General features: G+C 37.6%; 7 protein-coding genes. 5 read left to right on the top strand and 2 right to left on the bottom strand.

The window, feature by feature from the left end; genetic code table 11:
- Positions 1-180: hypothetical protein (locus SVZ03_17600; GenBank protein ID MDY6936018.1), on the bottom strand; the 180-nt coding region annotated here is incomplete at its 3' end.
- 261 nt (positions 181-441) lie between these two features.
- Here SVZ03_17600 and SVZ03_17595 point away from each other — a divergent pair.
- The 5 genes from SVZ03_17595 (at position 442) to SVZ03_17575 (ending at position 4,493) form a co-directional block, all read left to right on the top strand.
- Positions 442-762, top strand: a complete 321-nt coding sequence (locus SVZ03_17595; GenBank protein ID MDY6936017.1) for a transposase — start codon at positions 442-444, stop codon at positions 760-762.
- Positions 763-941: 179 nt separating this feature from the next.
- Positions 942-1,769 carry a sulfide/dihydroorotate dehydrogenase-like FAD/NAD-binding protein gene (locus SVZ03_17590; protein MDY6936016.1) on the top strand — a complete coding sequence of 276 codons (828 nt, stop codon included), beginning with the start codon at positions 942-944 and terminating at the stop codon, positions 1,767-1,769.
- A 23-nt stretch (positions 1,770-1,792) separates the two neighbouring features.
- Positions 1,793-3,220 (top strand): NADPH-dependent glutamate synthase, encoded by a 1,428-nt coding sequence (gene gltA / locus SVZ03_17585; GenBank protein ID MDY6936015.1) that lies wholly within the window; start codon positions 1,793-1,795, stop codon positions 3,218-3,220.
- A 365-nt stretch (positions 3,221-3,585) separates the two neighbouring features.
- Positions 3,586-4,119, top strand: coding sequence for a hypothetical protein (locus SVZ03_17580; protein ID MDY6936014.1), 534 nt, complete (start codon positions 3,586-3,588; stop codon positions 4,117-4,119).
- Positions 4,120-4,160: 41 nt separating this feature from the next.
- Entirely contained in the window at positions 4,161-4,493 is a 333-nt protein-coding gene (locus tag SVZ03_17575; GenBank protein ID MDY6936013.1) for a DRTGG domain-containing protein, read from the top strand.
- 197 nt (positions 4,494-4,690) lie between these two features.
- Here SVZ03_17575 and SVZ03_17570 read toward each other — a convergent pair whose 3' ends face one another.
- Positions 4,691-5,788, bottom strand: coding sequence for a Gfo/Idh/MocA family oxidoreductase (locus SVZ03_17570; protein MDY6936012.1), 1,098 nt, complete (start codon positions 5,786-5,788; stop codon positions 4,691-4,693).
- Positions 5,789-6,100 lie beyond the last annotated feature (312 nt).

Raw genomic sequence — 6,100 nt, 5'->3', positions numbered from 1 at the left:
CTTATGGCAAGTCTCACATTTCCTTGCCTCACATTCTGGAAGATGATCTTGATGGTTAAAGGGGAGGGGCTTCTTGGCCTGAAGGTTTATTATCATATCATAGGATTTCTGGACTATAAAAAATGACGATATCCCAATTATAATAAAAGGGCTTAGAAATAATATTATTAAACGCTTCACAATCATTCTCCTCTTCCAATATTGTAGGGGGAATATATTCAAAAAAAATGCCTACTCAATGAGCCAATCAATTTAGATATATAAAAAATATTCCTCATTTCAGCCTTTTTAATTATAAACTTTCAATTTCTTTCGATATTCTAATTGTGCATCTTGATGTCAATTAAAAAAATGGAAAAAATATCATTTTATAGTGATCTTCTTTAGCACTTGAGGGTTGACGGGAACTGAGGCTGGTTAGGGCATTTTATTTTTACATTTATGAAATATTGTATAACCACAAGAGAAGACATAAGGCGTGGATATCGAACAATAGAGGACGATGGCTATGTAGTATATAGACAAGAGATGAGGGAAAAGATGTCCGAAGATCATGCGAAAGCAATATATTCTAAAAGAGCAGGTAGTATTGAGCCAGTTTTTGGACAGATTAAAAATAATCGCAATTTTACTAGATTTAGATTGAAGGGTCTGCAGAAAGTAAAGCTCGAATTTCTAATAATGGCAATAGCACATGACCTGAGGAAAATAATGAAATATGTTAATGGTAATAAAACTAGTTTATGTATAAATGGATGCTAATAAAGTAGTGATGGGGTAAAGAAATATTATTAAGATTAAAATATGTAAAAATTCACCCCTGTTCCCGCCAACCCTCCCAGCCCAAGGTGCACAATTGAACACGAGATTAAAAAAGGATTGAAAAAAAAAGGCTATTATTCAAAGCTGTTGACAAATAGTCGATAGGGAAGGATTAAAATATGGGGAACAAAATAGTGAAAAAAGAAGGTCTGGCTGAAGAGGTAATCCGGATGGTGATTGAAGCTCCTGAGATTGCCAGCAAACGAAAGCCGGGTCAGTTTATAATTCTTCGGGTTAATGAAAGTGGGGAGAGGATACCGCTAACCATTGCTGATTCTGATTCTGAATCCGGTACAATTACTATTATTTTTCAGGTGGTTGGCAAAAGCACAATGCTGCTTAGAGATGTTTCTGAAGGTGAAGAGATCGCTGATATTGTTGGCCCTTTGGGGACGCCGACTCATATTGAGAATTTTGGAACAGTTTGCGCAATCGGTGGTGGTGCTGGCACTGCTGTAATCTATCCCATAGCAAAGGCTTTAAGAGAGGCTGGGAATAGACTAATTTCAATTGTAGGCTCTCGCAACAAGGGCTTGTTGATTTTAAGGGAAGAGATGAGTGTGATAAGCGACCGATTATTGATTGCAACTGATGATGGGACAGAAGGAATACATGGATTTGTGACAGATGTTTTACAACAGATTATTGATGAAGGAGAAAAGGTTGACGTAGTTTTTGCAATTGGGCCATTGCCTATGATGAGAGCCGTCTCTGAAATGACACGTCCTCTAGGAATAAAGACTATTGTTAGTTTAAATCCTATTATGATTGATGGCACGGGTATGTGTGGATGTTGCCGTGTAATAGTTAATGACGAGACCCGTTTTGCCTGTGTTGATGGTCCAGAATTTGACGGACATGAGGTTGACTATCAGAGTCTTGGTAAGCGTCTTAAGGCTTATCAAGAACAGGAGAAGGAAGCGTGCAGGTGCTATGAATCCAGATAGCGAATAGGATAAAGGAGATAATAATGAGTGAAAATCAAGAAGAAGTTAAAAAGAAGAAGGAACGCCTGCCAAGACAGGCAATGCCTGAGCAAAAACCTGATGAGAGGAAGAAGAATTTTGAAGAAGTCCCTTATGGGTATAAACCCGATCAGGCAAAAAAGGAAGCAAGTAGATGCCTGCAGTGTAAAAAACCAAAATGTGTGGAGGGTTGCCCTGTAAATATTGATATCCCTGCTTTTATTAAACTAATTGAGGAGGAGAAATTTACTGAGGCTGCCCGTAAAATCAAGGAGGAGAATGCGCTTCCTGCGATCTGTGGGAGGGTGTGCCCTCAGGAGGAACAGTGTGAGATAAGATGTATCCTTGGAGCTAAAGGGAAAGACAAACCTGTAGCTATTGGAAATCTTGAGAGGTTCGCATCTGACTGGGAGAGAGAGTATGATGAAGTAAAGATTCCTAAAATCCAGCCTTCAACTGGAAGGCGCATCGCAGTAGTGGGATCTGGCCCTGCAGGTCTCACAGTTGCTGGTGAGCTTCGAAAATTTGGTCATGATGTTATGGTATATGAAGCCCTGCATAAGTCAGGCGGTGTGCTTGTCTATGGAATTCCAGAGTTCCGTCTCCCGAAGAGTATAGTGGAGGCTGAAGTGAATTATCTTAAGGAGATGGGAGTTGAGGTAAAGAATAATTTTATTGTTGGTAGAACGAAGACTATTGATGAACTGCTCTCAACTGATTACGATGCTGTGTTCGTTGGTTCTGGAGCAGGAGCTCCAATGTTTTTGGGTATACCTGGTGAAAATCTAAACGGCGTTTTTTCGGCAAATGAATATCTGACAAGATCTAATCTCATGAAGGCATATCAATTTCCCAAATATGATACACCTATTATTCGTGGCAAAAAGGTAGCCACAATCGGAGGTGGGAATGTTGCAATGGATTCAGCAAGAACAGCTCTCCGCATGGGAGCGTTATCTTCTAATATCATTTATAGGCGATCAAGGGAGGAGCTTCCGGCTAGGGATGCTGAAATTCATCACGCTGAGGAGGAGGGTATCATTTTCGATTTCCTTACCCTCCCAACAAGAATAATGGGCGACGAAAGAGGTTTTGTGAAGTCTATGGAATGTCTAAGAATGGAATTGGGAGAGCCGGATGATTCTGGTCGGCGTCGTCCTGTTCCAATTGAAGGTTCAGAGTTCACAATCGATGTTGACACTGTAATAATTGCAATCGGGAACAAACCCAATCCATTGATACCTTCTACTACAACTGATATTGAGATAACAAAAAAGGGGACAATTGTTGTTGATGAGGAAACAGGTTTGACATCAAAGCCTAAGGTTTATGCAGGCGGTGACGTAGTTACAGGAGCAGCAACAGTAATTCTTGCTATGGGTGCAGGAAAAATTGCAGCAAAGGCTATAGACGAAGTGCTTAAATCTTCATAAATTCGATAATAATAGCTTCTCATTACAGATAGAATTGATAATATATAGAAAGGACCTGTGTTATATATAGATATACAAAATGGATAAATCATAGATTATTTGTAACTACTCAGCTATACTTGTTTTTTCTTAACAATTTCTAGAAAATGCTAGTTATTTTGAATATTTATGAACATATTTGATTCATTTGCTTATTTAAAAGTATTACTATTTTGTACATTATTAGTTGTTTGTCGTCTTTTTTTTCTATAGCTGAGTAGTTACGATTATTTTTGTAATAGGAAATCATATTTCAAATACTATAAATCTTGACTTTTTTTAGTCAGATTTTTTTAATGGAGAGTGATTTCCATTAGGAGGGACTCATGCAGGAAGAAAACTGTTCTCATAAATGGGAGATGGTCAATGTTGTCCAGTGCTTTATTGGAACAGAAAAATGCAATCATTGCGGTAAAGTAGTTAGTTTTTCCACATCTGAATATAATCCGCCTCACGATGAGTATCGAGAGGGGGATCATTACTGGACGATTATGGATACAGCTCAATCTATACGGTTTGAACTCAGATGCACAGATTGCGGTAAATTGGTTAAATACAATGAGTTGCTGGGCCTCATGATGTGTACAGGTTGTGATGAAAATTGTAAGGTAAATGCCTTAATGAGAGAGCTTGAGCCAGAACGAACCTGGATCTATGTAGCTTTTGGGTATCTACCTATTGACGAGGTTGAACAACTGTCAGCGGAGAAGATCCAATATCTAGAGGATTATTACAATCAGAAGCGCAGGTCTATGCATTCTAGGATAAAGATTGTTTCCCATGAAATGGTAGATAACATATTCACTTGTTATGCAGAGGTGATTAAAGACGCTAATTTGCTAAATATGCCCTCTGGGTAGAATAGGGTATTTATTGTTTATATATTTTCAGGAGAAAATCAATGAAGCTTCAAGAATTAATTGAAAAGTTGGATTTAACAGTCTTGACCAAACTGGAAGAGAGGAATGTTGAGGGCGCTTTCATAACTGATATGCTTTCTGATTTAATGGCAAGTGCTAAGGCCGGTAATATATGGTTAACTGTGCAAACACATAAAAATATTATTTCAGCTGCTAATCTGTTGGATATCTCTGCAATACTTATTTCAAGTGGGAAGACTGTTCCCCAAGAGACAATAGATTTAGCCAATAGATTTCATGTGATAATTTTATCATCTACAAGGTCAACCTTTGAATTAGCAGGCAAATTAATTGAGGTAGGATTGAAACCCTAATAAAGAACCGCTATCTCTGGATTAAATTTCTCTATAATAAGAAAAATTTTCTGTATAAATGAGTAAAAAGTCAGTCAACTTGAGTAAATTTAATTGTTGACTATAAATCTCCATGCAAGAAGTGACAGTAGAGAGACCATTGTCGATGAATGAAGGGTCAGATACCATCCATCGACAATATAGAATGGTATATTGACCTACATGTCTGGGTGATCAGGCAGATTAAAAATCTTCTTTATGTTAGTTTCAGGTCTTATTGGCAATTCCATCCTCTTGCTATTTAGATATGAGGAAAGATAGATTGCATGAATTGCTTCCATTGCCTTGTACCCATCTAAACCAGAGGATGTGATCTCAATATTATTCCTGTTAAGGGTCTTTTTAACCTCTAGGTATTCCCTCTTAAAGTAGTTGATGCCTTTGGTTTTCGAGAAGGGTTTTTCTGAAAGATCTCGAAAACCGCTATAGAGTCTGGATTTCCTGTTAATATAGATGCGCTCATATCCATTACCGATTACAATTTTTCCTTTTGTTCCGGATATGTTAAGTTCAAAGACAAAGTAGTCTCGGCTGCCTCCAGCTTCAAGAAATATATCTATTCCTCTTTCAGTTTTAAGCCATGCAGTAGCTCTATCCTCAAATCCACAATCCCTGTTATCTCTGTCTATCTCTCCGAGAGCAGATTTTATCTCGCCAAAGAAATATCTTATTATATCGATCATATGAGTTCCATCATGAAGCAACGGCCCTCCTCCTTCTCCGATGTTTGAATTCCCTCTATAAGGTGAGGTTAGTATAGATGCATTAACAGTTTTTATATCTCCAATCTTACCCTCTGAAAGCAATCTTTTTACGTTTCTATATCTCGTTTCATATCTCCTTTCGTGGTTTATGATAAGGGCAACATTGTGCTTTGCACATTCTTCTATTAACCTTTTTGCCTGAATAAGATTTGAGGCTATTGGTTTTTCACAGACGATAGTCCTTGCATCATTATTTGATGCAAATATACCAATATCCGCATGGCTGTCAGTCCAGGTCCCGATGATAACCAGATCTGGTTTAACACTTAGTATTAACTCTCTATAGTCTATAAAGCAATTCTCTTCTTTTATGTTTGCGGATTTTGCAAATTTATATAATCTCTCCGTGTTTATATCACAGGCATAATTTATCCTAAGGCCTGCTGCTCTAGCACCTCCATAATGTGTACACGGCTTCTGTCTTAATGAATCATTCTCAAGCAAGAAGCCAATTCTTCCGCAGCCAATTAGGGCAATCTTTAAATCTCTCATTTATGTATACTATTATCCCTATCCTTTTGTAAGCACTTCCTGTTATATGGTTTATGCTGTGGTTTTCGCATGGGTGATGAAAGAAGTGCCCTTTGGAGAAAGGTGTTTTTAATAAATAGAGACTGTTTTTTAAAATGTTCTTGTGCTTTAGCCTAAATATTTACATTATTTTATCAGCAAAAATAGCAATAACTCAACTTGATTGACTTTTTACTCATTTATACAGAGAATTTTTCTTGTATAGAGCAATTTAATTACGTCAAGGGTAAAATCCCTTCGGGACGGCAATGCCTCCCTTGACGTAATTAAATT

Source organism: Spirochaetota bacterium (assembly GCA_034190085.1).
GTDB lineage: Bacteria > Spirochaetota > UBA4802 > UBA4802 > JAFGDQ01 > JAXHTS01.
Note: the sequence above shows the minus strand (reverse complement) of the source record. Positions and strands in the feature narration are given on the sequence as shown.

Bases quoted from the DNA above. Each gene is read 5' to 3' on its own strand.
- SVZ03_17570 (MDY6936012.1), bottom strand. From the start codon at position 5,788: ATGAGAGATTTAAAGATTGCCCTAATTGGCTGCGGAAGAATTGGCTTC.
- SVZ03_17590 (MDY6936016.1), top strand. From the start codon at position 942: ATGGGGAACAAAATAGTGAAAAAAGAAGGTCTGGCTGAAGAGGTAATC.
- SVZ03_17595 (MDY6936017.1), top strand. From the start codon at position 442: ATGAAATATTGTATAACCACAAGAGAAGACATAAGGCGTGGATATCGA.
- gltA (MDY6936015.1), top strand. From the start codon at position 1,793: ATGAGTGAAAATCAAGAAGAAGTTAAAAAGAAGAAGGAACGCCTGCCA.
- SVZ03_17580 (MDY6936014.1), top strand. From the start codon at position 3,586: ATGCAGGAAGAAAACTGTTCTCATAAATGGGAGATGGTCAATGTTGTC.
- SVZ03_17575 (MDY6936013.1), top strand. From the start codon at position 4,161: ATGAAGCTTCAAGAATTAATTGAAAAGTTGGATTTAACAGTCTTGACC.